Below are 23658 nucleotides of genomic sequence, written 5' to 3' on the forward strand. Positions count from 1 at the left end.
CGTGAAAAAGACCGGCGCGCTGGGGCTCGGCGCGATCCTCGCGCTGGTGCTGCTGGTCGGCGCGGCATGGTTCCTGTCGGGCTGGTGGGGCGGCGCGGATGTCGAGGAGGACACGAACTTCATCGTACCCTCCGGCGCGTCGCTGACCTCGGTTGCCAACAAGCTCGCGGAGGAAGGCCTCGTGTCTTCCGCCGATGCCTTCCTGCTGCGGGCGAAGATCTTCGGTTCGTCGGACCCGATCAAGGCCGGGGAGTTCCTGATCCCCGCCGGTGCGAGTCCGGCCCAGATTCTCGACACCTTCCAGCATGGCAATGCGCTTGCCCGTCTCGTGACCATCCCCGAGGGCCTGCCCTCGATCATGGTGTGGGAACGCCTGATGGCGGAGGACCTGCTCACGGGCGAAATCCCCGTCCCGGCGGAGGGTTCGGTCCTGCCCGACAGCTACGATTTCGAGCGTGGCGAAACGCGCGCCGCAGTTCTCGCCCGGATGCAGGCGGCGATGCAGAACTACCTCGCCGAAGCCTGGCCGAAGCGGGGCAAGGACATAGCGGTCGACAATGTGAAGGATGCAGTCATCCTCGCCTCGATCGTGGAAAAGGAAACCGGCGTCCCGCGCGAGCGCAGGATGGTCGCTGGCCTCTATTCTAACCGTGTGAAGGACGGGATGCTGCTGCAGGCCGACCCGACGATCATCTACCCGATTACCAAGGGCAAGCCGCTCGGTCGCCGTATCAAGCAGTCGGAGATCGCCGCGATCAACGACTACAACACCTATTCGATGGTCGGTCTGCCCAAGGGCCCGATCACCAATCCTGGCCGCGAATCCATCGCGGCAGTGCTCAACCCGGCCAAGACCGAGGCACGCTATATGGTTGCGGACGGTACGGGCGGCCATGCTTTCGCCAGGACGCTGGACGAGCATAACGCGAACGTCGCCAAATGGTTCGAAATCCGCCGCAAGCGCGGAGAGATGTGAGCGAACCGACGCATCCCCTCGACGATGCGCCGCTCATCCTGACGGCGCAGCTGCCCGAGCACCTGCATGCGCGCTTCACTGCGCTGAGGACCGCCCACTTCCCGCCAGAGCGCAATTATCTCGAAGCTCACGTCACGCTGTTCCACGCGCTTCCGGGGATGTGCGAGGACGAGGTGGTTTCGGCCTGCAAGGCAGCTGCGAGCGAGTTCGCACCGGTCGCAGCGGAGGTCGCGGGCATCATGCCGCTAGGCGGCGGCACCGCCATCCGCCTCCGGAGCGAGGGCATGTTGCGGCTCCGCGACGAACTGGCAGATCGTTTTCGCGGCCTGCTGACGGGGCAGGACCAGCACCGTCCGCGCCTTCACGTCACGATCCAGAACAAGGTGCTCGCCCGCGACGCCAAGGCGCTGCAAGAAGAGCTTGAAGGCACCATCCCCGACCAACCCTTCACCTTTCGCGGATTGGAGCTGTTCCGCTACCGGGGTGGACCATGGGAGCCGGTCCGGCAATTTACGTTTCGCGGGCGAGCAACAGCCTGAAGCGGAGGGGCGGTAGATGCCCAAAAGCACTCAACGGTCTCGCGACGCGCGGGCTTTTCGTCCTTGCTGATGCTGTCGCGGTGGCAACTATCCGCTGCCTGCAACTGTTTGCCCGACGGCGGGGGTGCCCTCTCTTGTTCATCTGATCGAGTATGGATTCCCTCCCCGCGCCATAATCGCAAATCGGTCCATTTCGGCAGTTGACCGGGGGCTGACACCGCCCTAAATGCGCCGCCTGTCGTGCGGGCCTTGCCGCCTCGGCATGCCTTTCGGGGCGGAGTAGCTCAGGTGGTTAGAGCAGCGGAATCATAATCCGCGTGTCGGGGGTTCGAGTCCCTCCTCCGCTACCATTTTTCACGCGCCTCACATCGAAGCTCAGAGCGGTCCGGCAACCGGATTTGCATTGGGATGCTTATCATGCGTAAATTTGCCCTTTCGAGGGAGGAGCGTGTGAAAGTATCAGCAAAGACAATTCTTGCGACCATGTCGGCATTCGTGATCGCTGGGTGTTCCGGGGCGGCCGAAGAAGAACCTGCCAAGAGTGACGCGGTGGAAGCTGCCGAGGCGAGTACAGCCGAGGTCGTGACTGCGGAGCCTGCGCCAAGCACGGATGCGTTTGAAGTCTGCGATGCCGATGGCAATCGCTACGCGTCGGAAGCCGATGCAGAAGCCGCAGGGCTCGATAGGGCCGAATACGGCGCTACCTTCTGCGAATACGTCGAATAGGCCGCAGTTGGTGCTGCGCGCGGCGTGACCCTATTCCCACGCCGCACTTGCAGAACGCCATACCTTTGCCTCCTCGTCCCACACGCTGGACGTGACGCAAGGCGTGGGATTGATCCCGTCGCAGTTCGATCCATGGACTCGTGCAAGCAGGACGGTGTGCGGACCGAACTGGGTGATTTCCCACCCCTGGTTCTGGATTGAGGCCAGTTTGGAGCCAATCAGAAAGTGAGACATGCTGCCGCCCGTGCCGCCGTAAAGCGATGCCGCGGTGGAGCATGCGAACCGGCCTTCGTTAACGACCCAATCATCGGCATTGTCCCCATCCAGGTCCACCCGTTGGACAGCACCTTCTTCGAGAGCGAATTCACCGCTGTCGAAACTCGCACATTCGGCCCGTGCAGCGTCAATCTTGGCTTGAATAGCACTTGGCATGTTCGCGCTTTCAGCCGCCGCAGGCGATGACACGAGCGAAATGGCTGTAACCATGGCGACACAAGCCGTTGATGAAGTTTGCGACATGAGACTCTCTCCCTCAATCCATGTGCTCGCAGACCCGAGGTTTGATCTTGCGAAGATTCCTCATGGGAGGCAAGCACTGACCTCAAGGCAACTTCTTTCCCGATGGAATCATAATCCGCGTGTCGGGGGTTCGAGTCCCTCCTCCGCTACCATTTCCTGCATATCCAGGAACGACCTAGAAGATCAGCGTTCGACCAGTGCGAACAGCTCGCGCGCGTGTTGCGTGTATTTCTCCAAGTCATCGTCGTTCGCCCAGATCCAACGGCTTGAATCCAGAATTTTCTGATAGGCCTCGAAGGTGAAGCCTGGCGCACGTTTGAGCGCCGCAACCCCTTCGTCCGGCCGTCCATCCATGTGCCAGAGTACACCTTCGATTACATTGGCAAGGGCATAATTGGGGTTACGGTCGTTGGCGTCCCGCCATGCATCCCGCGCCTCTTTCCATTCGCCTCGCCTCATGTGGGCCACGCCCCGGTAGGTCGCCCAGATCGCCATACGTGGGTGATGGGGGGCCCTCCTCTCGGCAGTTCGGATCATCTCGATCCCGCTTCCACCTTCACTGGCAAAGACACTCGATGCGCCAAGCAGGGCCAGTGCATGAGGGTTGTTCGGGTTTCGCTGCACAGCCTGGCGCAGAAAGCGGACAGCCTCGTTATGGTCGCCAAGCATGAACGGCAGGGTGCCGGCGGCCAACAAGACATCGGGATCGCCGGGCGCGATCGATCGGGCGATTGCCAGGTGCTCGCGTGCCTTTGCGAGTGTGGCTGCAGGATCGGCTGCCCATCCGCTCAACAGGTTCTGGGCCAGCTGGATGGTCAAACCGGCATGAGCGGACACGTTCTCCGGCTCGATCTGCAATAGGTCCTCAAGGTGGTCCACGATCTCCTTTGCGCGGCGCTCGGAGTAGAGCGCGCGCAGCATCTCGGTCGTCTGCACGATCTGGCTCGCATCGCGATCGGAGCCGTCAACGTGCGAAACCTCGGCACCGGCAATCTGAATTTCGCTGAGGATTGGCGTCGAGAGGTCCAGGATGAACTCTTCGAGATCGTCATGGAACCTGTCGATCTGCTCCTCGAGACGCCATGAAAGGATGTGGCGATTGTCCTCGGCGTCGATAAGCCCGATGCGCAATCGCAGCATGTCCCCGCGCCGGGAAAGCGCTCCTGACACGAGGTAATGAACGCCGAGTGTCGTCGCGATGTCCCTCAGTTCGCTCTGGGCCGACTTCCCCTTGAGTCCCGGATCATAGGCCGCGACCTTAAGGTTGGGCGCGTTCGACAGCATCGAGACTAGATCGTGTCCAATGTCGTCGGCAAGGAATTCAGTCTCGTCTCCGCCCATGTTCTGGATGGGCAGTATGCCCACGGAATTTCTGCTCATCAGGCTTCGCGACGATTTGCCTGCAACTGAAGTGTGCCGCGTGGGGAGTTGGGTTGAAGGCGCCCTTTGGGGCGAAGTGCCGCTGATCTTGTGGGAAAGCTCACTGGCGAATGACCGCCACGCTCGATCGGTCCTGTCGCCGCTCCAGTGCGACAGATCCGAGGTGTGGGTCAGTTCGAACATGATCGGTCGTTCGCAAGTCTCGATCATCACCGGCATCAGTGATCCTTGACGATCGGCCAGTGTCGCTTCGGCCCGAACCCAACGCGATTTGACCGAATTCCGGGACCACAAAACGATAACGGCCTTCGCACCGCGCAACGCCGCCTCGATGCGTTCGTCGAATGCTTCGCCCATGCGCAGCGTCGCGTCCCACCACACGGAGAAGCCCTCTTCCTCCAGATGCCGCGCGAACAGTTCGACCGTTTCGACATCGGCATGGCTGTAGGACAGGAAAATCTCAGACATTGCGTGCCGTATCCCCACCCATTTCCCGAGAAGGGACATAAGCTACCATGGCCAATGCCGTCAAAGCGTTCCGCTTTAGGGGAAACAAGGCAGGTAATGACGGCCGGGAGGGCTTTAGGCCTTCGTTTTCTGGACGCTGGGACTGTGTCAATTGACTCAGCGCCTCGACAGCATAGGTCCCATTCCCCTTGAAATCATGAACCGCGTGCTTGGGGTTCGAGTCCCCGTTCCGCTACCATTTCGATCTTGTAGCCGAGCATCCGCATCCTCGCGGGACGCGGACCTATTTCGTCGAGAAGAGCAAACGGCCCGGTCCGAGTAGCTCGAGGATTTCGTCGATCTTGCCCTGTTCGAAGGCAAAGCACCCCAGGCTACGTCCGACACGCCCCTGCAGTTCAGCCATGGACCTGTCGACGTACTCTGCCCCATGGATCACGATGGACCGATCCCAGGCGAGATTGTTTTCGGCATCGAGCCCTCGCAGGCGCCGCGAACGACCATGTTTGCCATAGTAGATGTCATCGGTCAGGAAACTGCCCGAAGAAGAGGCGTTTGATCCGGGCCGGTTCGAGAACCGTTCCACGAAGCCCGAATTCGACGGATCGGAACCACGTCCGTGGGATACAAGGTATGATGCCTCGATCCGCCCTTGTTGCACATCGATGATGTGAAAGCGCGCCTCTGACGATGCCTGACTGTAATCGGCAATTGCCATCCTGTCCCGATGGACGACACTGGCATGGTGGCGGGAAAGGGCCTCCAACCCACTCTGTATGACCGGAGGGACCGGGGGAAGGGCAGGAGAAGGAGGAATAGATGGAGATTGGGAAGGAGGTGCGATGATCGCACCTCCGGGAGATGCAAAACCGGCGCCGACACATATTCCGGCACCAATGAATTGGCGTCTGCTGATTGTCATGGTGCGATCCCTGGGCAACAAGGTTAGGATGTGGGGTTCGCAACTGGGGGAGGCAAGGTTGAACGGATCGAGAGGGATGTTCCGGCATTCGGCGCTGGCGCTTTCGGTAGGCCTGCTCACATGCTCGCCGGCGTTGGCGCAGGATATGTCTCCCGAGTGGTCCTCGGCGGACATTACGAAGCTCAGGCAATGGGTTGCAGCTGCGCCACAAGATGCACTTCCGCAAATTTCTACGCGTGACCTCGACAGGGCCGTTGATCGTGGCAATGAGAAAGAAATTTCAGCCGAGGCGCGGGAAATCGCACTCGATCTTGCGAAGAAGCATCTCAAAGGCGCAGCCAGGTCCAGCGAACGACGGGGCTGGAACATTCGTGACACGGATGACGAGCACTCTCTTGCGCCGATGCTCGACAAGGCACTGGAGACGGGCACGCTCGACACTTTTTTCGCCATGCAGCGCCCGACGCATCCTGAGTATTCGGCGCTGCGGACGGCTTACGCCTCGGAAAGCGATCTCAAGAAGCGCCAGGCCATCGCCTTCAACATGGAACGCTGGAGGTGGATGCCTCGATCGCTGGGGACCGATTACGTCCTTGTGAATGCTGCGCGCTTCGAAGCCAACTTATGGCGAGATGGCAAACCGGCCGGGACTTGGCGGGTCATCGTGGGCAAGACCTCGACTCCCACCCCGGTGTTCGACGCCACCATAACAGGTGTGGTGCTGAACCCCTGGTGGGAAATTCCAGCGAGCATTGTGAGAGAAAGCGTGGGTGCGCTGGTTCGGCGCAATCCTGCGCTGGCAAAGGCTCGTGGCTACGTATGGTCGGGTGGACGGTATCGGCAGAAGCCCGGGCCGAACAATGCGCTGGGCCAGATGAAGCTGGTCATGCCCAACCCCTATTCGGTATTCATGCATGACACCCCCAACAAGACGTTGTTCGACAAACCGGTGCGCGCGTTCAGCCATGGTTGCATCCGTACCGGGGACGCGATCGGCTATGCCGCGACCCTGCTCCAGGGCGTGAAGTCACGCGAGGAGGTCGACCGTATCGTAGCCGGGGGCGAAACTACGGAAATCTCGATCCCCACACCGCTCCCCCTATACGTCGCCTATTTTACGGCGGTGGAAGACGGAGCCGGTGGTGTGAACATTCTCGACGACATCTACGGGCGGGACGGTTTGATCAGGCAGATGTCCGCAACATACGGCAACATACAGCCTGCGCAGGCCATAGGGTGCGATATGGGCGCCAACGGTTAACGGGCGCTTCCCCCACTCGACTTGAGATCACGACACACTAATCCATTGAGGGATGATCGATGGTCTCGTCTTCGGATGGCGAACGGCAGTGCTCCTTGTTGCATTCGCGCAGTTGCTTGCCATCGCCGTTGCGTTGCATCGTCCGATCCGAAATCGCACCGCAAACCGGACATTGAGCGCACTCCTGATCGTTCTCGCCCGATTGACCGATCGTGACTTGTCCTTCGAGGGCTATCGCCAATGGGTGCGCTATCGCCGCACGCCACCTGAACTCGATCAATTTCTCGACACGTGGGATCCATCGTTCAGGACCATCGGCGAGGGGGCGGAAGACCTCGGCAACGGGTTCTTCGAACTGGGCAGGGAAGCGACCGATACAATCCCGGCCGTTGGCCCCAGGCTCGAACTGCCGGTGGCAGCACTCGTGGGACCGACGTGCAGCTCCGCCACATTCTCCTTCGCGCGCCGGGCACAGGAGGCTGGTCTCATCAGGCTGTTCGGCGAACAGACCGGCGGCAACCTTCGCGGGATCAATGGCGGGGCCTATTTCTTCGTGCGCCTGCCGGGCAGCGGCCTCGAGTTCGATGTTCCCCTGATCGCCAACTTCCCGACGACGCCGCAGCCCGACCGTGGTGTTCTTCCCGATGTGGAAATCAGACCGACGGTGGCGGATATCGCGTCGGGACGCGATACCTGCATGGAGGCGGCGAGAGCCTGGGTTTCCGGGCGCTGATCGCAACCCCGGCCAAGGCGTCAGCTGCCGCTTCCTCCCAGCGCTTGCCACAAGAGCACGCGTGCACGACGCGCCCGTCCTTCAGCTGCTGCGGCCCGTTCACCGCTGGCATCGGCAGCTCGCCTGGCTTCGAGCACGGTAAGGAAGTCCGCAAGACCGGCGTTCTGGCGGGTCTCGGCGAGACGCGCGGCGCGTTGGAGGTTGGCTGCCTCGTTGCGTGCCGCAGCGGCCTCGGCATCGGTAGAGGCGACGAGGCCATAAGCCGCCTCGGCATCGCCCAAGGCAGAATAAACCGCGCCGCGGTACGCTTCGAAAGCGGCCTTCTTGCTTGCGGCAGCGGCGTCGATTTCGGCTGATATGCGACCGAAGTCGAGCAATGGCGCGGCGACAGATGCAGCAAGGGTACCGACAACCGACTGGCTGTCGAACAAGTCGCCAATCCCGAATGCCAGAAGGCCCACTGCGGCCGAAAGGTCGAACACGGGAAAGCGCCGGCGAGCAGCCGCGGCCAGTTCGGCATCCTCGGCAGAGAGCGTGGCCGCCGCCGCAAGTACGTCCGGTCGATTGACCAGCAAGGCAGAGGGAAGGGTGGCAGATGCGATCGGCTGACCGAGCGCCGGCGCGGCTTGCGCCAAAGCCGTGCGTACTTCGGGTGCAGGTTGCGCGGTCAGCGTGACGAGGCGGCCGACGAGGCGCACACGCTCGCTTTCGAGAGCAGCGAGGCGGCTGCGCGAAGTACTGGCCGAACTCTCTGCACGAACCCGGTCGAAACCGGGGGCAATCCCGGCGCGCTCGCGGACGCCGGCAAGGCGCGCCAGTTCGTCTGCTGCGGCAAGGTCATTTTCGATAGCAGCCTGCCTGCGATCGAGCGTGCGCCAGTCGATGACGCTGGCGGCGATTTCGCCGAGGAGAGCGTTGCGCACGCCTCGGGCATTGGCGTCCGCCGCATCGACCCGCGCGAGTGCTGCGCGTTCCTGCGCGCGCAAACGCCCGAAAATATCCGGATCCCACCGCGCGGTAAGGTTCGCGCCATAGGACACGCGCTCGGTGTCAAAGGAAATCCCGGGCGGCAGGTTGGACGAAAACTGGGCAGGATTGGTACGCTGTCCGGTGACCGACGCATTGGCCCCTATGTTCGGGAGACGCTCGGCACCTGCGCGGTCGGCACCGGCGCGCGCCTGTTCGATGCGCGCTGCTGCCTCGGCCAGTGTCGGCGAGGCAGAGAGCGCCTGCGCCGATAGCGCAATGAACGCGGGGTCGTCCTGCGGCAGCAGGGCTTCCAGAGATCCTGCGGTCGCTGTGTCGGGTGAATAGTAGAAGCTCTGAGGAAGCTCGGGTGCAGGTGTCGCGACTTCGGGAGGTGGACCTGCCACGCATCCGGAGAGCGATAGCGCGCCGACCGCAAGGAGGAGCGTATAACGGTTCACTTGCCCGGTACTTTCGCAGCGATGTAGGCGTCGACCTGCTGGCCGACCCGGAACAGTCCGTCGGTTTCCGGCAGCTCGTAGATTACCTGCAGCACACGCACATCGACGCGTTCTGCAGCGCTATTGGTCAGCGAGCGTTTGGGCACGACCAGAGGTTCGGCGCGGACGAATTTCGCCTTCACCTGTCGATCCGAGGCACCGCGCGGGCTGACCGTCGCAGGTGCACCCAGCGCGACGCGCGGGGCCTGCTCCTCGTCGATGTCGATGCGGACATGGAGCGGCTGGGTCTGGCCCATCTCTATGAACGGCTGCGATCCGCCGCCACCCATGGTGCTGACGTATTCGCCCTTGCGGATATTTACCGCGAGGATTTCGCCGGCAATGGGCGCGCGGATCGTCAACCTGCCGATCTCGGTACTGGCCGAGTTGGCACGGGCTTGAGCAGATTGCAGCCGGGCCTGGGCGAGGCGGAGGCGTTCGTTTGCCGCTGCCGCCTCGCCTTCGGCGCGGATAACCTCCGCACGGCTTACGGCGGCCGGATCATCGACATTGCGATAGAGTGCGAGCTGTCGGCCTGCCGTTGCTCGCGCGGACTGCGCCTCGGCAATTGCGGCCCGGGCTTCCGCGATCGCCGCATTCGCTTCGCCCAGCGCAGCCCGCGCCGCGCGATCGTCGACGGTGAAGAGGACCTGCCCCGCGCCAACGCGATCTCCCGGCGCGACATAAAGGCCGGTCACGAGGCCGGAGAGGGCGGAGCCGATCTGGATGACTTCGCTCGACGGTTCGACGACGCCCGCTCCTGCTACCCGTTCCGTATTGGCCAGCGCTGCGGGAGCACGCGGCGGCTCGCGCTCGGGCTCGGACAGTTGGCGATCGGGCAGGCCGTTCCAGATGAAGAACACTGCCAGGATGAGGCCGATAACGGCGATCACCGGCAAAATCTGTCGCGAGAAGCTGAAGTTTCGCGGATCGAAAGCCATGTCAGTGTCCTTCCGGCATGTCGGTGCCGTCATGGGTGATGCGACCATCCTCGAGCACGAGGATACGGTCAGCGAGGTCGAAGATGCGGTTGTCGTGCGTCACGATGATGCAAGCCCGATCGGGGGCGACAGCCACCTCGCGCAGCAGGTCCATCACCCGGCGACCCGAGGAGGCATCAAGTGCGGCGGTCGGCTCGTCGCAGACAACCAGCCGAGGTTCGTGGACAAGAGCGCGGGCAATCGCGACGCGCTGCTGCTGGCCGCCCGAAAGCTGGCTCGGCAGCTTGTGTGCCTGGTCGCCTATGTTGAGCTTCTCCATCATTGCTACGGCTCGCTCTCGCGCCTCATCGCGATGCATTCCCTGCGCGATCAGCGGCACCGCGGCATTGCTGGCCGCGTCGATGGAGGGGATGAGATTGTACTGCTGGAAGATGAAGCCGATGTTCTGCAGGCGGAACTCGACCAGTGCGGTGTCGTCGAGTGCGTAGATGTCGGTTCCGAAAACCTTCACCTCGCCAAGTGTTGGCCAAAGGATGCCGCACATGATCGAGATGAGCGTCGTCTTTCCTGACCCGCTTTCGCCGACGAGGAAGGTCAGCTCGCCCGCACGGATGTCGACGTCGATCCCGTGCAGCACGGTGAGGGTCTGCTGGCCCGCAGTGAAGTCGCGTGTCACCCCGCGCGTACAGATTGCCGCCGTGGGTGCGCATCCGCCGATGGCGGTCGTGTCCATCTTCTCGCCCATCAACGGAACACCGATGCCGGCTCGGTCCGCAGCACGTTGCGCAGCGCCAGCCAGCCGGTGAGGGCAAGGATGACGATTACGGCGGTCAGGCTGATAAGCGGGATCTGCCAGGGGATGTAGAAACCCTTGAAGAAGGGATTGCCGGAGAAGCTCCACAGGAAGCCCACCGTGCCGAGCACCCCCAGCCCATAGCCGATCAGCCCGACAAGCCCGGCTTGGGCCGCTACCATGCGACGGATCTTGGCATTGGTGACGCCGATGGCCTTGAGGGCGCCGAATTGCTTGATGTTGTCGCGGATGAAGAGGCTGAAGGTCAGCCCCACGATGGCGACGCCGACGATGAAGCCGAGCGCGACAGTAATGCCGAAATTGAGCGGGATGCCGGTATTCTCGATGATGAAGTCGATGCCGTCCTGCGCAAATTCGTCGCGGGTGCGGGCGCGCAGGCCGGTCTCCTTCTCGATCCGCTTGACCAGTTCCTCGGGGGTCACGCCGTCCGCTGCGCCGACGAGGACAAAGGACAGGCGATTGCGGGTGCCGGGCACATAGCGGAGCGCCGCGCTGTACTTGGTGTAGAGCGTGACCTGGCTGGTGAAGCTTGGGATGGCATCGGCAACGCCGCGAATTACTGCCCGCTGGTCATTCAGTTCGAGCCGCTGGCCGATCGGATCGCGTCCATCCTCGAACAGGCGGAGTACGCCCGTATCGTCGATGATCACGCTGTCGGGCTGCGACAGCACGTCTATGCTGCCTTCCTTCATGCGCTTGGGCAGGCCGATGAGGGTCGCGTCGTCGACACCGATGATCGCTACCCCCTCGAGGTCGCCATCACCTGATCGCACCGAGGCCGCGGCGCGCAGGTGCGGTACCGCCCACTCCACACCCGGTACGCCGCGCACCTTGTCGAGCGCAGTCGAGGGCATGGCGTAGTTCACTTCCGTGGTGCGACTGACTGTGTCCATCACCCAGACGTCGGGATTGCCGACATTGTAGACCCCGCTCGCGCCACGCTCGACGAGGTTGACGAAGATGGTCAGCTGCTGGGTGATGAGGAGGGTGGAAAAGGCGATGCCGAAGACGAGGCCATAGAATTTCTGGGCGTCGCCGGTGAGCATCCTGATGGCAATCCAGATCATGCGTTCGCTTGCCTTGCCCCTTCGACTCGTCCATTACTGAACGCAGTCGTTCAACTGAACGGTAGCGTTCATTTTGTCAACCGAAGCAGGCAAGAGGGTCGGAAGGCCCACCGATACCGCCAAGCGCGATGCGATCATCGCGGCGGCGACGCGCGCCTTTTTCGACCGTGGATTTGCGGCGACCTCCATCGAGCAGGTGGCGGCCGATGCGGGCGTGTCGAAGGTCACCGTCTATAACCATTTCGGCGACAAGCGTGGCCTCTTCGCCGCGTCGGTCGAGAACCAGTGCGAGACGATCAGCGGACATTTCTCCATTCGAGAAATCCCGCGGGGGTCGCTGCGCGAGCGCCTGACCGCGATCGGCGAGGCGATGGTCGCCTTCCTGTCACGGGAGGACATGGTCCAGTTCGACCGCCGGATCGCGGCCGAAACCGAACATGAGCCTGAGATCGGCGCAGCTTTTCTCGCTGCCGGACCTCACCGCATGAAGCGTGCGTTTTCCGGTTTCATCTCGGCGCTCAATGCCGCGGGCGAGCTCGACGTCGATGACCCCGAGCTTGCAGCGGAACAGTTCGCCAGCATGTGCAAGGGAATGGGCGATCTCGATCGGCGTTTCGGCCAGCCCAGCGATCCGACAGAAAACCGGAAGCGTATCGAAGGGGCGGTGGAGGTTTTCTGCCGGGCCTACGCACGGCACTGACCGCCGGCGGATGGCCTCGACAACCATTCCTCCACCGTCCTTCAGGTCAGAATCTCACCCTCACACCGAGGTCGATATTGTGACCTTCATGCTCGCGGATGACCTCGAAATTCGAGAGGTCCCGGAAATGGACCTTTCCGGCGCTCATCCACCGGTATTGCGCCGTCACCGCGATCTTTGGCGAAACAGTGTAAGCGCCACCGGCCATCAACTGGTAGACCAGTTCGCCCTTGTGATCGTCAAGGATGAGAAGCGGTGCCTCGTTCGGGAATGGTGGGCGGGCAGAAAATAGCCGGGCCTTGATGTCGGCATATCCGACGCCCGCCCCTAGGTATGGGCGGAGGTCACCCGAACCGAAATCGAGATAGGCATTGCCCATGATCCGCCAGCTCTTGTGCCCCCCTTCAGCCGCAATGGTGCCCGTGGGCGGCGCGATCGCGACGTAATGATCCGAGTCATTGCTCGCGTATCCGCCTTCGATCTCGAGACGGGCCATTCCGATCTCCCGGCCAACGGCGACAGTGAAGCCGTAGCCGGTGTCCATGACATTGACCGTTTTGACCGTTCCGATTGGCGCGGGGAGGCCGACCACCTCGGTTTCTGAATCGTCGAGAATGGAAACCGTCCCTGCCACCGCGACATACCAGGCATCGTCATCGGCTGCGCTGGCAGGCGTCGCGCACGCGCAGGCTGCAAACGAAATGCCAACAGCTGTAATTGTCTTCCTCATCGCTTTGCTCCTCCATGTGGAGCGGAAATCGTCTCTTTATCGGCATGAGAAGTGAATGATCGCGCCCCGACCAAATTCTGACGAACTGGTGATCGATGACTTGTGCAGCAGACAGCGCAGTTTTCCGCGACTATCCCTTTGAGCACGATCTAAGCCATGCTGGTCGGCTATGCTTGCGGCAGCTGATTGGCTATACGGGACGAAGGCATCCGTGAGATTGGGCACGAAGAGGCTTTGGTCTGAATGGATATATCGCGAAGCACTCTGAGAACTGCGGCAAGTCTGGCCGACCAGCCCGGTTTCATTATCGGGGCGATCGAGGTCGATCCGGCAACCCGAACGGTGCGGGCCGGTCGCGAGACAGAAAAGATCGAACCTCGCGTGATGCAGGTCCTGATTGCGCTGGCAGAGGCATGCAACGAGGTCCTGACACGCGACGCCTTGTTCGATCGCTGCTGGGGCGGCGTATACGTCGGGGACGACAGCCTGAATCGTGCGATCGCCGGAGTCCGAAGAATAGCCACGGGGATTGCACAGGGCACTTTCGAAGTCGAAACCATTCCGCGTACCGGCTACCGGCTGATCTCAGAGACGGGACCTCTCTGGCTTTCCGAACTTGAAGCGCCGGATGCGGGACAACCGGAAAATTTGCCAGGGCCGGGTATTTCGCGGCGCTGGACAATCGCCGGGGGTCTGACCATCGCTGCTGCAGGAGCAGCATACTTGCTGTTCAGCAAGCCTGACCCGGCGACACAGCTGGTGGACGAGAGCCAGGTCGCGATGCGGGCCGGGACGCCGGAATCGATGATGCGCGCGATAAAGCTTCTGGAGCAGGCAGTCTCGGTATCGCCGCATAATTCGGCTGCATGGGGTTTGCTCGCCATGGCATACGCACGGATCGACGAGCACGCGATTGAAAAGGCCCAGATATCGGCCACCAAGGTCGAGGAGGCGGCGAACCGGGCATTGCAACTCGACACTGGTAATGCCGATGCGAAAGCTGCGCTTGCTATCTACATCCCCTATTACGGCGATTGGTTAGCTGCGGAACGGCGCTTCGATGCCGTTCTCGCCGAGCATCCGGATCATCTCTACACGCAGGATGCGCGCCTGTTCTTCATGGGTGCCGTGGGGCGGATGAAAGAGTCCGGGATCGAGCGCGAGAAGCTCAATGCCAAGGCTCCGTTCGATGCCTCCTTCGCCTACAAGCAGGTTTACTCGCTGTGGTTCCTCGACCGGATTGCAGAAGCGGACCGGGTCGCGCAACGCGGTCTCGAAATGTGGCCTCGCGATCCCGGAATGTGGTTTGCCAAGCTGTGGTTGCTTGCCGGAACCGGGCGACTGGATCGCGCCATCGCCCAGGTCGCCGACGCGGCATCGAGGCCGCCTCTTCCGCCTCCGCTCGTGGGGACTCTCATGGCCTCACTCCAGGCTGCAAAGTCTCGTGACAGGGCCGCGATCGAAGCAGCATCGCGACAGGTGATGGGAGGAGTTTCGCGGAGCGTAGCGGCAGTCGTCAGCGGCATGATGCTGCTCAACATTATGGGAGCAATCGACCAGGCATTCGCGCTGGCCGACGCCTACTATCTCGAGCGTGGACCGGTGATCGCCGCGATGCAGTGGCGACCGGGTCAGCCATTCGTCCCCGACCAGCGACGCCGCAAGACCAATATGCTGTTCGTCCCGTCCGGGGCGCAGATGCAGCAGGATCCGCGTTTCATGCCGCTAATGCAGGAAATCGGTATGACCGATTACTGGGATAAGCGCGGTATCGGGCCTGACTTCCTTCGACCCGCGTGACCTAGAACCGCGCTTCGACGCCGACACCTGCCTCGCGCGGTTCAATAGCGGTCCCGAAGTTGGGAGTTATCAGGTAAGTCAGCGAAAACTCGTCGAACAGGTTTCTCGCATATCCGAACACGGAAACCGAGCCGAACTCATATTCGACGCGAGCATCCAGGATCGTGGAGGGGCTGATCCGGAGTGTCTGATTGTTGGCATCATCGCTGTAGTAGCTGCTGTGGTGGCGAATCTGGGCTGACAACTCGAACCGATCGACCGGGCGCCAGTCGATCGCTGCCATCGCGCTAAGACCAGGAGAACGCTGGAATTCCTTGCCGAGCGTGGAGTCGCGCGGGGTTACCGTTTCGGTGACCTTCGTGTCGAGCAGTCCCATGCCAAGTCTCGCATCGAGTCTGTCGTTCACCCGCCAGGCGATCTCCGCTTCCAGGCCGTAGCTGCGTGCGGCAGGGGCGTTGGCGAACTCGCTAAAATAGGTGACTTCACCGGTAGGCAAGGTGAAGGGGACGAGCTGCGATCGCTGGGCGTCGGAAATATCGTTGTAGAACGCGTTCGCTGCAAAGGACGCGCGGCCATCGCTGCTGCGGACACGCATGAACAACTCGTAATTCCATAGCTTTTCGGCTTCGAACGAATCCTCCGCCCGCCGGCGAAAGCTTATGGAGGTGCCCCCGGGATTGTAGGCGCGTTGCACCAGGAGACCGGCAGTGAAGTCCGGGTTTGGCTCGTAAGCCAGCGAGACTTTCGGCAACCAAGCATCGAAGGTGCGGTCGTAGTCGAGCATGATGGTGCCGACATTGCCCACGCGAATTTGCCGGTCACGCTGGTAGCGCAATCCAGCGATTAGCGAGAGGGTGGGCAGAAGGTGCCAGTTTGCCTCGCCGAAGAAGCCCAAACTATCCTGCTCGTCGTCGAACTTGCCTGTCCCGATCCCCAAGCCGGTGATGTCGATCGATTGGGTCTGGTCCTGGGTAAGACGATTGGCTCCGACTACGAGGTCGAAAGCGGTACTCGGTTGCCAGCGCAGTGTCTGCTCGACGGAGAAATCGGATGTGTCGGCACGCGTCTTGCCAAGCCCGGGAAGTCCGAAACGGCGCAGCACGGCATCGCCATATGAAACCGTCAAGGTGGACCGCAGGCCGCGCGTCATCTCGATCTCGGCGCGCGAGGTCAGCGATGTGGCCTCGACCTTCATGACGCCGATCATCTGGTTCGGGATCGGCAATTTCCGATCCTCGAAAGGTTTGCTCACGCCTTCGAACTGGGGCGCTTGCGACCTTGTATAGGCTAAGGTCGTTTCCACGGAAGCGCCGGGCAGGGAGGTGGGCGTGACCTTCACCTTCAATCGCGCCGTGCCGTAATCGTCGCGGTCGATATCTGCGCCCGGTATTCCGTCCGTCATGTCGCTCGAGACGGTAGAAAAGCGCACATCGCCCGAAGCGCGAAAGGCAATCTGGTCCTCGACGAGCGGTCCGCTTACCATTGCCGAAAATTGCCGCGTGTCGAAGTCGCCCACGATGGCGCGCGCGCGGCCCTCCCAATCGGGAGTCGGAGCCTTGCTGGTCACGAATATGGCGCCTGCTATCGAGTTGCGACCCTGCGTAGTGGTCTGCGGGCTGCGGAAGACCTCGACCTGCGCGATGTCCCACGCAGACTGGGATCCAGAGATAAATTCGTAGAAGCTGACGGGACGACCATCGACCTGGAGTGTCACGCGCGGCCGTGCACCACCGAGGAAAGCGAAAAGATTGCGCAATTGTCCGGTGGAATCCTGTCCGCGAATGGCAGGGCCTTCCTCGCCGGTCCCCAGTTGCACATTGGGAACGAGCGCGAGAATCTGATCGAGTCTGTCGGCGCTGGCCTTTTCGGCATCGTCGCCGGAGACGAGCGACACGCTCGAAGCAGTGTCGGCCTGCGTCCGCGGAATTCGTTCCCCGGTCACAATGATCCGTGATGCGTCCGTGGGTCGATCGCCCGCAGAATCCTGCGCTGCGGCAGCGCCGGGTAAAGCAACACCCGCCAGGACGAGTACGAAGAACCTCTTTTCCATCGAGCCCCCGCAAACTGATATTTTTCAGAAGCTAACCCTCGTCGCGGCGACAGTCCACGCCGATCGGGCCCGGTTGCTGAATCATCGGCAAATCATCGGCTGTCCGTCATGGCCAGAGGCCGATTACGAGGTGCAACCTTTGCTCATGCCCTACCCGGATAACCGGGGAATGGGTCGGAACGGAGGCTATGCCATGATCCAGGCACCAGTTCGTATCGTATTCGCCGCCCTTGCCCTGACATCCCTCGCGGCCTGTGGAGGTGGTTCCGGCCCCTTGGCATCGACCCCTCAGCCTCCACCACCGCCACCACCGGCGCCACCGCCGCCTCCGCCGCCTCCACCCCCACCTGTTTCGGGACAGTTCGGGGTCACAGAAAGCACGGACTTCGCAGTTGTCGGTGATGCGGTGTCTTTCAGCTGGGATGCGGACACCAACGCCTATGTCGTGGAATTTCCGGGAACGAGTCCCACCAATCTGGTGAGAAGTGGTACCTACGCGTCTAACGACGCTCATTACCCGCCTTCAGGATGGTATGGCGTAAGTATCTCGAAAGATCTTGAGTACACCTACAGCAATCTCGCCATCGTTTTCGAGAACGGCTGGGGTTACCCGGTCGGTGGGTTTGCCTATGGTCTCGCAACTCAATCCGGCGATGTCCCGGTTACGGGGACCGCTACCTATCGTGCCCAAGTGTACGGTGGTGATGGGGAACCATCCGACTATTCCCAGTGGGATATCCGGGCTTGGAACTACTATGTCGAAGGGACGGCCGATCTCACGTTCGACTTTGGCGCCGGGACCCTTGCGGGTGCGATGGACCCGACAATCTTCAGCTACAACGGCGAGACGAGGTCACTTGGTCGTTACGAGTTCGTCAACACCGTCTTCGGTGTCGGCAGTACCCAGTTTTCCGGTGAGCTCGCCAACGCATCGCTCACCGACCTGGGTACTTTCAATGGCCTGTTTACGGGACCGCAGGCTGCCGAGCTGATAGCGCAATGGCGGGCACCCTACGTCAATCCTTGGACGAACGAGTCGGGCCTGCTGCGGGGTGTATGGATCGGCAAGAAGGGCAACTGAGGTGCTTGTCTGCCTGGCCCTCGCGCTCGGCATGGCCGTTGGCGAGGTCCAGGCAGTTTCTGGCGCGTCCGAAACGGGCGAAGCGACGACGCAACGCCAGCTGAGTCCGGCGGAAATGTTCAGCCTTGCCGACAGGGCATGGCGTTCGGGTGACCCGGTACTTGCAGAGAAGGTGTTGTTAGCCTTGGCGGACAATCCCGACCGCCGGTTGCACAATGAAGCCCGCTTTCGCCTTGCCATGCTTTACCGGTCGCAGAAGCGGGAAACAGAAGCGGCCGTGTTACTCCGTCGCATTCTTGACGAGGAACCGGATGCTGCGCGGGTCAGGCTGGAGCTGGCCGCTCTGCTCCGGACGCTGGGTGACATGCAGGCAGCCTTGCGTGAATTGCGCGCTGTGCAGTCCGGATCGCTTTCCGGCAAGGCAGCGCAGTTCGTCGACCGGATTGCCGCGAGCTTGCAGGCTGAAAAGCCGTTCGGGTTATATGTGGAACTGGCGCTGGCACCCGACTCCAATATCAACCGGGCCACAAGGTCAGACACGCTCGACACGGTAATCGGCGAATTCGATATCGGGGACGAGGGAAAGGAGCGGTCGGGGATCGGCGGGGCGCTGAGAATGACGGCAAACTGGCGTGCGCCGTTGTCGTCCCGCCTGCAATGGCGCAGCAGGATTACCGGACAGGCCAACATCTACCGACAGTCGGACTTCAACGACATCGCCGTTGAGATCGCTTCGGGACCGGAGATGCCATTGGGCAAGGGGCGGGTCTCGATCGATGCGATCGCGGGTCAGTCGTGGTTCGGCATGTCGCCATCCCAACGCAGCGCGAGACTTGCTCTCGGCGTCGCCTATCCGCTTAACCCTGTTTCCCAATTGCGCATCGATCTGTCGGGCGGGCGGCAGCAGAACCTGTTCAACAGCCTGCAGACCGGATGGTCGGCGGTGGGCCAGGCCCGGCTGGAGCGGGCCCTGTCGCCGCGCCTATTCATGGCTGCATCAGTGGGCGCGGCTCGCCTGAAGGCGAATGACGATGCATTCAGTACCTGGTCGTGGAATGCCGGGATTGCTGCCACCAGAGAAGTCGGGCGGGCGTCCGTCACGGCCTCCCTCGATTACGGAAAACTGAAGGCCGATGAGAGGCTCGCCTTGTTGCCGAGAGCTCGCGAGGATACGAGCATCCGGGCACAGGTCGGCGCAGTTTTCCGGCAAGTCACGCTTTACGGCATGTCTCCCTTCGCCCGCCTGTCCTACGAACGGAACCGCAGCACGGTCGAGTTCTACGACTATTCCCGGGTTCGGACGGAATTCGGCATGAGCAGGGCGTTTTGAAACCCCAGGTCAGACGAGTGGATTGGCCCCGCTCATATAGACGTAGACTTCCTGGAACTTGCCGTCGCGTATGCGCCAGAAATTGGTATTGAAGAGGCGGGTTACCTCGCCGTCGTGACCGGTCAGTACTGCTTCGAAGCTGGCTGCGATGCGCCCGTTCGCCTCGTCCACCGTGCAGGTGAAATCCTTGTGTACGATGTCGGCATAGCCGGCGAAAAAGTCCTCGAACATGCGGCGGATTTCCGCCTTGCCGGAATGCCGGGTGAAGGCAGTCTGGACGCAGAACAATGCTTCGTCGTGAAAGCAGGCGAGCGTCGCGTCCATGTCCTTGGCATCGACATTTGCGAAGTATTTTTGCGTTGCGAGATCGAGCAGTTCGTCGCGCGAAAGGGTGGGAGCATACTGCATCAGGCGTCCCCTTCCTTGAGGAGGTTGTCGCCGCTCATGTAGACATAGACCCGGTGGAACTTGTCGCCCTTCAGATAGAAGCGATTGCAGTTCTCGTAGCGCAGTTCATCGCCACCCTGCGGGGTGATGAGCACGGTGAACTGGCTGCACACCGCATTGCTCTGCGGGTCGGCGGTGTGGACGAAATTGCCGTGCCAGATGTCGGAGAAATCGGCGAAGAGCTTTTCGAACATGGCCCGGATTGCGCCGATGCCGTTGTGGACCGTGTTCGACGTCTGCTCGGTCAGGATCGCATCCTCGGTGAAGCAGCCGAGCACCTTGTCCATCTGCTTGTTGTCGACGCCGTCGAAATAGCGCTTGGTCACGATGTCGATGTAATAGGGGTAGGGCAGGGCATCCTGCCCAGTGCCGCCTTCGCTCCAGCTCATGCGAAATTCCTCCTGATGTCGGCATCCTTGCCCACTTCGGGCGCCGGAAACGCCTTTTTCGAGTGGGTGAGGCCAAGCCCGATCAACATCTCGAGATGCTTGTATGCGACCTGTCCGGGATTGAGCACCGGGATGGGCAGTTCGCTCGCCAGATAGGCGGCAGACTGGTGCATAGTGGTGGAGCCGAGCACGATGACATCAGCGCCGTCCTCCTCGATTGCCTTGATCGCCTCGGCCTTGAGCTTGGCGAAGATGACTTCCTCCTTGCCCGCAAGAAGTTCGGTGACGTCGGGCCGCGTGTCGATGGAACGCAATGACGCGACGCGGTCCCAGAAGCCGTACTCGGTTAGCGTCTTTTCGTAGAGCGGGAACCACTGCGGCCACATGGTCAGCACGGTGAACTTCTTGCCCAGCATCATTGCGGTGCAGAAACTCGCCTCGCCCGGACCGACGACAGGGATCGAAAGGCGCGAGCGAAGGGCGCGGAGGCCACTGTCGGATACGGTATCGATCAGCACGCCCGAATAACCCTGATCTTCGGCGTCGATCCCCGCCTGGAAGACCGTCCAGTCCATCAGCAGCATGTCGTGGTAGCTGTCGCCGAGCGCGGCGCCCCAGCCTACGGCGGCGAATTCGGGCTTGAAGCCTGGGGCGACGAAATCTTGGGGTAACTGCTCCGCTCGCGCAGCTACCCCTGCTTCGTCCATCGGTATCGGAACGATGACCTTGATCCGATGGACCGGACCATCGGCCATCAGAACTTGTATCCCAGTTCCACGCCGACCAGTCGCCGTGCGCCCGGTGAGATGAAGGACCCGCCGAACTCGACCGCCGGGATGACTTCGGAGAGGTATTTCTCGTCGAGCACGTTGTCGGCGAAGACATAGGCGCTGAAATTGCCGAACTCGAGGCCGCCGCGAACGTTGAGGACGCCGAAGGTGTCGCGCCGGGCCACGTCATAGCGAGCGTTGCCGACGAAACCGGGGAGACCGAGTGCGGAGATTGGCAGCAGACCGCTGAACAGCGTTGGTAGCTCCTGGTCCTGGACCGTGTGGAACCAGGTGGGCCCTGTCAGGCGGTAGTCCCAACGCATGACGAAATCGACCGTGTCGGTCAGCGGCGTGTCGATCTCGGTGCCGAGGTTCAGCGTCCAGTCGGCAGTATAGGGCGACTTGTTGCCTACGGTGTAGGGACGCGAGGCATTGGCCTTGATCTCGCTGTCCGTGACGTTGAAAGCGCCGTAGAGCTTCCAGCCATCGGTGACCTTCGCACCAAGGTTGAGCTCCACGCCCTTCACCTGGACCTCGTCGATGTTAGAGACCACGCGCAGCAGGCCAAAAGGTCCGACGAAGAATTCGAAGAACTGCATGTCGTCGATCTTCGTGTAGTAGCCGGCAAGGTCGAAGGTCAGCGCACCATCAAGCAGCTCACCCTTGATGCCCGCTTCGAACGCACTCGACCTTTCCTTGCGGAATTCGTCGTCGATCGTGACGTCTGCGCCGAAGAACTGGGTGAAGTTCTGGTCGACGATGGTCGACGAACCCTGGTTGTTGAAGCCGCCCGATTTAAAGCCGATGCCCCAGTTCGCATAGATGTTGAGGTCGGGCGAGGGTTTCCAGCTGAGGTTCACCTTCGGCTGGAGCTGCTTGTAAGTCGCGCTCTTGGGGCTGAGGGTTCCAAACGCCTGGCCCGGGTTGATCGGGCCGCCTGTGAAGGGGTCGGTCGCATTGGGTACGAGCGATGTGGTCGAGCGGTCTTCGATATCGTACCGCAAGGCCAGGCCGACATCGAACTGCGGGCTGACCTCATAGTCGATCGATCCGAAGGCTGCGTAGACATTTGTCTTGAATGCGTCGTTGAGGAGCAGTGAGGTCGGGTTGGACGTGTTCGGAGCGTTGTAGAGGTTTTCGATCACCCCTGCGCCCGTGTCGGCGCCAAGGCTGACCCCGACTTCACGATCGATGTTGAGGTAGTACGCGCCGAGCTGCCAGTTGAGCGGGCCGCTGCCGTCCGATGCCAGGCGGATTTCAGCACTGATGTCACGCTGGTTGCGCGACTGGAACTGCGTGCCGTCGCATGTCGTCGGGCTGTAGGGTCCGAAGGTCGAGCCGTTCGCAGGGGCGAAGATGAAGGGGACGGGGATCTGCCCGATGAAGCCCGGCTGGTTTACCGGGAAGCCTGTGAGGTCGGCGGTGGATGCGAAGCAGGCGTTCACTGCGGGGTCGCCAGCGGGATCGGCAGCCCCGATATAACGGGCGAAGTCGGCCGAAGTGCCGTCCGCGACGAGGCTCTGGTCGACATCGGAGTAGAGTGCCCACGCTGTCAGGACCAGGCTGTCTCCGAAACGGTGTTCGATCTTGGCCGAGACGTCGAAGCTGTCCTGGTCATTGGTCGGGCGGATGTTGCTGTAATAGCGGAAGTCGTGCGTGTTCACGTCCTCGTAGAACGCCGGGTTTACGCCTGCGAAATTGGGCAGGTGGAACGAGGCGTTGAAGTTGATCGACGCCCCGCGCAGCTGCGCATAGCGAGCCTTAACATCGAGTTCGGTCTCGCTTCCCAATTGCGCAACCACGCGGCCATCGACGGACCAGGTTTCCTGGTCGTCAACGACCTTGGCATTGTCGAGGTAGATGTTGCGATAGAAGCCGTCGGTGGTCCGGTAATAGCCGGAAAGGACGAAGCCGAGTCCCTCGCCGATGGGGCCCGCGATGTGGGCCGTACCTTCGAAGGTGTTCTCGTTGGCATAGGATGCCTTGACCGCGCCTTCGAAGCTGTCGCCGGGCTTGAGGGTCTGCAGCACTATCGCCCCGGCGGCAGCGTTGCGACCGTAGAGGGCACCCTGCGGACCCTTGAGGATTTCGACCTGGCGCAGCGTCCCCTGTGACTGGTTGAGCTGCGCGGTGTTGGTCTTGAGGATGCCGTCGACCACAAGGGCAACCGAACTTTCCGCATCGCGTGCACCGTTGATGCCGCGGATGTTGACCTGCGTATCGCCCGCTTCCGCCGTGCCGGTAACGATGGTCACACCCGGCGTCAGCTGTGCGAAATCGTCGGCGCTGTCGGCCCCGGTCTTCTCGATGGAGTCGGCAGTGAGCACGGAAACCGATGCAGGGACGTCCTGAAGCCGTTCGGCCTGGCGCCGTGCCGTGACGATGATCGTGTCCTCGCTCGACTCGGCCGAAGCGTCGGTCGCTTCCTGGGCAACGGCGGGCGCCGCTACCAGCGGAGCGGCGGCGATGGTGGCAAGCAGAAACGACTTGAACGCGCGCATACGGAAACCTCCCCGGTTTCCCGCCCCCGTCCCTCACGGGGTTGGGAATTG

The 23658-nt window shown here is 61.8% G+C and carries 22 protein-coding genes and 1 tRNA gene; 10 read left to right on the forward strand and 13 right to left on the reverse strand.

Annotated features, from left to right (window positions below; all coding sequences use genetic code 11):
* Position 1: 1 nt before the first annotated feature.
* From mltG to RAM60_RS04020, 4 genes are all read left to right on the forward strand, one after another.
* On the forward strand, positions 2-976 hold the full coding sequence (mltG, locus tag RAM60_RS04005; RefSeq protein ID WP_369025473.1) for an endolytic transglycosylase MltG: 975 nt from the start codon (positions 2-4) through the stop codon (positions 974-976).
* On the forward strand, positions 973-1515 hold the full coding sequence (locus RAM60_RS04010) for a 2'-5' RNA ligase family protein (protein WP_369025472.1): 543 nt from the start codon (positions 973-975) through the stop codon (positions 1513-1515). The genes mltG and RAM60_RS04010 overlap by 4 nt, the downstream gene beginning before the upstream one ends.
* Positions 1516-1788: 273 nt before the next feature.
* Positions 1789-1865: transfer RNA gene (locus tag RAM60_RS04015), tRNA-Met, on the forward strand.
* A 100-nt stretch (positions 1866-1965) separates the two neighbouring features.
* A complete protein-coding gene (locus tag RAM60_RS04020; RefSeq protein WP_369025471.1) occupies positions 1966-2241 on the forward strand; it encodes a hypothetical protein in 276 nt (91 codons plus the stop codon).
* 30 nt (positions 2242-2271) lie between these two features.
* Here the strand turns inward: RAM60_RS04020 and RAM60_RS04025 are convergent, their stop codons facing one another.
* The 3 genes from RAM60_RS04025 to RAM60_RS04035 all read right to left on the reverse strand — a co-directional run bounded on the left by RAM60_RS04025 (position 2272) and on the right by RAM60_RS04035 (position 5527).
* Positions 2272-2760 (reverse strand): hypothetical protein, encoded by a 489-nt coding sequence (locus RAM60_RS04025; RefSeq protein WP_369025470.1) that lies wholly within the window; start codon positions 2758-2760, stop codon positions 2272-2274.
* 183 nt (positions 2761-2943) lie between these two features.
* Complete coding sequence (locus RAM60_RS04030) at positions 2944-4647, reverse strand: TIR domain-containing protein (protein WP_510640207.1); 1704 nt, start codon at positions 4645-4647, stop codon at positions 2944-2946.
* A 244-nt stretch (positions 4648-4891) separates the two neighbouring features.
* Positions 4892-5527 (reverse strand): murein L,D-transpeptidase catalytic domain family protein, encoded by a 636-nt coding sequence (locus tag RAM60_RS04035; RefSeq protein ID WP_369026142.1) that lies wholly within the window; start codon positions 5525-5527, stop codon positions 4892-4894.
* Between RAM60_RS04035 and RAM60_RS04040 the strand changes: the two genes are divergently transcribed.
* Both RAM60_RS04040 and RAM60_RS04045 read left to right on the forward strand, forming a co-directional pair.
* The gene (locus tag RAM60_RS04040; RefSeq protein WP_510640209.1) at positions 5448-6788 is read left to right on the forward strand and encodes a L,D-transpeptidase family protein; all 1341 of its coding nucleotides are present in this window, start codon (positions 5448-5450) and stop codon (positions 6786-6788) included. The genes RAM60_RS04035 and RAM60_RS04040 overlap by 80 nt on opposite strands.
* A gap of 172 nt (positions 6789-6960) precedes the next feature.
* On the forward strand, positions 6961-7521 hold the full coding sequence (locus RAM60_RS04045) for a S41 family peptidase (protein WP_369025467.1): 561 nt from the start codon (positions 6961-6963) through the stop codon (positions 7519-7521).
* Between the two features lie 20 nt (positions 7522-7541).
* Here the strand turns inward: RAM60_RS04045 and RAM60_RS04050 are convergent, their stop codons facing one another.
* Genes RAM60_RS04050 through RAM60_RS04065 form a run of 4 tightly spaced genes read right to left on the reverse strand, consistent with a single transcriptional unit; the run spans position 7542 to position 11809 of the window.
* On the reverse strand, positions 7542-8948 hold the full coding sequence (locus RAM60_RS04050) for an efflux transporter outer membrane subunit (RefSeq protein ID WP_369025466.1): 1407 nt from the start codon (positions 8946-8948) through the stop codon (positions 7542-7544).
* Positions 8945-9928 carry an efflux RND transporter periplasmic adaptor subunit gene (locus tag RAM60_RS04055; RefSeq protein ID WP_369025465.1) on the reverse strand — a complete coding sequence of 328 codons (984 nt, stop codon included), beginning with the start codon at positions 9926-9928 and terminating at the stop codon, positions 8945-8947. The genes RAM60_RS04050 and RAM60_RS04055 overlap by 4 nt, the downstream gene beginning before the upstream one ends.
* A gap of 1 nt (position 9929) precedes the next feature.
* A complete protein-coding gene (locus RAM60_RS04060) occupies positions 9930-10661 on the reverse strand; it encodes an ABC transporter ATP-binding protein (protein ID WP_510640213.1) in 732 nt (243 codons plus the stop codon).
* Between the two features lie 11 nt (positions 10662-10672).
* A complete protein-coding gene (locus tag RAM60_RS04065; protein WP_369025463.1) occupies positions 10673-11809 on the reverse strand; it encodes an ABC transporter permease in 1137 nt (378 codons plus the stop codon).
* A gap of 73 nt (positions 11810-11882) precedes the next feature.
* Between RAM60_RS04065 and RAM60_RS04070 the strand changes: the two genes are divergently transcribed.
* A complete protein-coding gene (locus RAM60_RS04070; protein ID WP_369025462.1) occupies positions 11883-12509 on the forward strand; it encodes a TetR/AcrR family transcriptional regulator in 627 nt (208 codons plus the stop codon).
* Between the two features lie 46 nt (positions 12510-12555).
* Here RAM60_RS04070 and RAM60_RS04075 read toward each other — a convergent pair whose 3' ends face one another.
* A complete protein-coding gene (locus RAM60_RS04075; RefSeq protein ID WP_369025461.1) occupies positions 12556-13239 on the reverse strand; it encodes an outer membrane protein in 684 nt (227 codons plus the stop codon).
* 243 nt (positions 13240-13482) lie between these two features.
* On the opposite strand from RAM60_RS04075, the gene RAM60_RS04080 reads away from it, so the two are divergent.
* Entirely contained in the window at positions 13483-15039 is a 1557-nt protein-coding gene (locus RAM60_RS04080) for a tetratricopeptide repeat protein (protein WP_369025460.1), read from the forward strand.
* Position 15040: 1 nt separating this feature from the next.
* Here the strand turns inward: RAM60_RS04080 and RAM60_RS04085 are convergent, their stop codons facing one another.
* The gene (locus tag RAM60_RS04085) at positions 15041-17089 is read right to left on the reverse strand and encodes a TonB-dependent receptor (RefSeq protein WP_369025459.1); all 2049 of its coding nucleotides are present in this window, start codon (positions 17087-17089) and stop codon (positions 15041-15043) included.
* Between the two features lie 478 nt (positions 17090-17567).
* On the opposite strand from RAM60_RS04085, the gene RAM60_RS04090 reads away from it, so the two are divergent.
* Both RAM60_RS04090 and RAM60_RS04095 read left to right on the forward strand, forming a co-directional pair.
* Positions 17568-18170: a transferrin-binding protein-like solute binding protein gene (locus RAM60_RS04090; protein WP_369025458.1), complete on the forward strand. Its 603-nt coding sequence runs from the start codon at positions 17568-17570 to the stop codon at positions 18168-18170.
* 1 nt (position 18171) lies between these two features.
* On the forward strand, positions 18172-19500 hold the full coding sequence (locus RAM60_RS04095) for a surface lipoprotein assembly modifier (protein ID WP_369025457.1): 1329 nt from the start codon (positions 18172-18174) through the stop codon (positions 19498-19500).
* A gap of 9 nt (positions 19501-19509) precedes the next feature.
* On the opposite strand, the gene RAM60_RS04100 is transcribed toward RAM60_RS04095, so the two are convergent.
* From RAM60_RS04100 to RAM60_RS04115, 4 genes are read right to left on the reverse strand one after another with little or no spacing between them, the layout of a single operon-like run.
* Complete coding sequence (locus RAM60_RS04100; protein ID WP_369025456.1) at positions 19510-19908, reverse strand: nuclear transport factor 2 family protein; 399 nt, start codon at positions 19906-19908, stop codon at positions 19510-19512.
* Positions 19908-20336, reverse strand: coding sequence for a nuclear transport factor 2 family protein (locus RAM60_RS04105; RefSeq protein WP_369025455.1), 429 nt, complete (start codon positions 20334-20336; stop codon positions 19908-19910). The genes RAM60_RS04100 and RAM60_RS04105 overlap by 1 nt, the downstream gene beginning before the upstream one ends.
* Positions 20333-21091 carry an aspartate/glutamate racemase family protein gene (locus RAM60_RS04110; protein ID WP_369025454.1) on the reverse strand — a complete coding sequence of 253 codons (759 nt, stop codon included), beginning with the start codon at positions 21089-21091 and terminating at the stop codon, positions 20333-20335. The genes RAM60_RS04105 and RAM60_RS04110 overlap by 4 nt, the downstream gene beginning before the upstream one ends.
* Positions 21091-23607 carry a TonB-dependent receptor gene (locus RAM60_RS04115; RefSeq protein ID WP_369025453.1) on the reverse strand — a complete coding sequence of 839 codons (2517 nt, stop codon included), beginning with the start codon at positions 23605-23607 and terminating at the stop codon, positions 21091-21093. The genes RAM60_RS04110 and RAM60_RS04115 overlap by 1 nt, the downstream gene beginning before the upstream one ends.
* Positions 23608-23658 lie beyond the last annotated feature (51 nt).

The sequence above is a fragment of the Qipengyuania sp. RANM35 genome (genome assembly GCF_041021145.2).
Taxonomy (GTDB): Bacteria; Pseudomonadota; Alphaproteobacteria; order Sphingomonadales; family Sphingomonadaceae; genus Qipengyuania; species Qipengyuania soli.

What these genes read in the sequence shown, in the direction of transcription:
- RAM60_RS04025 (WP_369025470.1), bottom strand. Translation starts at nt 2,760, where the DNA reads ATGTCGCAAACTTCATCAACGGCTTGTGTCGCCATGGTTACAGCCATT.
- RAM60_RS04030 (WP_510640207.1), bottom strand. Translation starts at nt 4,647, where the DNA reads ATGTCCCTTCTCGGGAAATGGGTGGGGATACGGCACGCAATGTCTGAG.
- RAM60_RS04040 (WP_510640209.1), top strand. Translation starts at nt 5,448, where the DNA reads ATGATCGCACCTCCGGGAGATGCAAAACCGGCGCCGACACATATTCCG.
- RAM60_RS04035 (WP_369026142.1), bottom strand. Translation starts at nt 5,527, where the DNA reads ATGACAATCAGCAGACGCCAATTCATTGGTGCCGGAATATGTGTCGGC.
- RAM60_RS04055 (WP_369025465.1), bottom strand. Translation starts at nt 9,928, where the DNA reads ATGGCTTTCGATCCGCGAAACTTCAGCTTCTCGCGACAGATTTTGCCG.
- RAM60_RS04060 (WP_510640213.1), bottom strand. Translation starts at nt 10,661, where the DNA reads ATGGACACGACCGCCATCGGCGGATGCGCACCCACGGCGGCAATCTGT.
- RAM60_RS04065 (WP_369025463.1), bottom strand. Translation starts at nt 11,809, where the DNA reads ATGATCTGGATTGCCATCAGGATGCTCACCGGCGACGCCCAGAAATTC.
- RAM60_RS04075 (WP_369025461.1), bottom strand. Translation starts at nt 13,239, where the DNA reads ATGAGGAAGACAATTACAGCTGTTGGCATTTCGTTTGCAGCCTGCGCG.
- RAM60_RS04080 (WP_369025460.1), top strand. Translation starts at nt 13,483, where the DNA reads ATGGATATATCGCGAAGCACTCTGAGAACTGCGGCAAGTCTGGCCGAC.
- RAM60_RS04085 (WP_369025459.1), bottom strand. Translation starts at nt 17,089, where the DNA reads ATGGAAAAGAGGTTCTTCGTACTCGTCCTGGCGGGTGTTGCTTTACCC.
- RAM60_RS04100 (WP_369025456.1), bottom strand. Translation starts at nt 19,908, where the DNA reads ATGCAGTATGCTCCCACCCTTTCGCGCGACGAACTGCTCGATCTCGCA.
- RAM60_RS04105 (WP_369025455.1), bottom strand. Translation starts at nt 20,336, where the DNA reads ATGAGCTGGAGCGAAGGCGGCACTGGGCAGGATGCCCTGCCCTACCCC.
- RAM60_RS04110 (WP_369025454.1), bottom strand. Translation starts at nt 21,091, where the DNA reads ATGGCCGATGGTCCGGTCCATCGGATCAAGGTCATCGTTCCGATACCG.
- RAM60_RS04115 (WP_369025453.1), bottom strand. Translation starts at nt 23,607, where the DNA reads ATGCGCGCGTTCAAGTCGTTTCTGCTTGCCACCATCGCCGCCGCTCCG.